This is a genomic window from Mycobacterium sp. E3251 (assembly GCF_001666835.1).
Classification (GTDB): Bacteria; Actinomycetota; Actinomycetes; order Mycobacteriales; family Mycobacteriaceae; genus Mycobacterium.
Genome location: NZ_LZJF01000033.1, coordinates 1 through 568 on the forward strand (window position 1 = coordinate 1; position 568 = coordinate 568).

Consider the following 568-nt stretch of genomic DNA (forward strand, 5'->3'; position numbering starts at 1 on the left):
CCGCCGCCAACGTCGCGGAGTACTACGACATCCCGTTTGCCACGCTGCATCACGTCCCCATGCGGCCGAACGGCCAGACCGTTTCGATGCTGCCGGCGCCGTTGAGCCGCTCGGCGATGACGGCGTTCGACTGGTTCAGTTGGCGCCTGAACAAGAAGGTCGAGGACACGCAGCGCCGCGAACTCGGGCTCCCCAAGGCAACGCATCCCTCGCCGCGCCGGATCGCCCAGCGAAAGTCGCTGGAAATCCAAGCGTACGACGAGGTTTGCTTTCCCGGACTGGCGGACGAATGGGCCAGAAAATGGGGCGACCGGCGACCATTCGTCGGCGCACTGACGATGGAGCTGACCACGGACGCCGACGAGGACGTAGCGTCGTGGATCGCCGCGGGAACACCGCCGATTTGCTTCGGTTCGGGAAGCATACCGCTCGAATCCCCCTCCGCCACAGTCGAAATGATTAGCTCGGCGTGCGCGAACCTCGGCGAGCGGGCCCTCCTGTGTTTCGGCGGAACTGATTTCAGCGACGTGCCGCATTTCGACCACGTCAAGGTCGTGGGCGTGGTGAA

Annotated in this window: 1 pseudogene; it reads left to right on the top strand. The window is 64.6% G+C overall.

Annotated features, from left to right (window positions below):
* Nucleotides 1-568, top strand: a pseudogene (locus A5697_RS04295) (glycosyl transferase family 1); the annotation flags it as partial.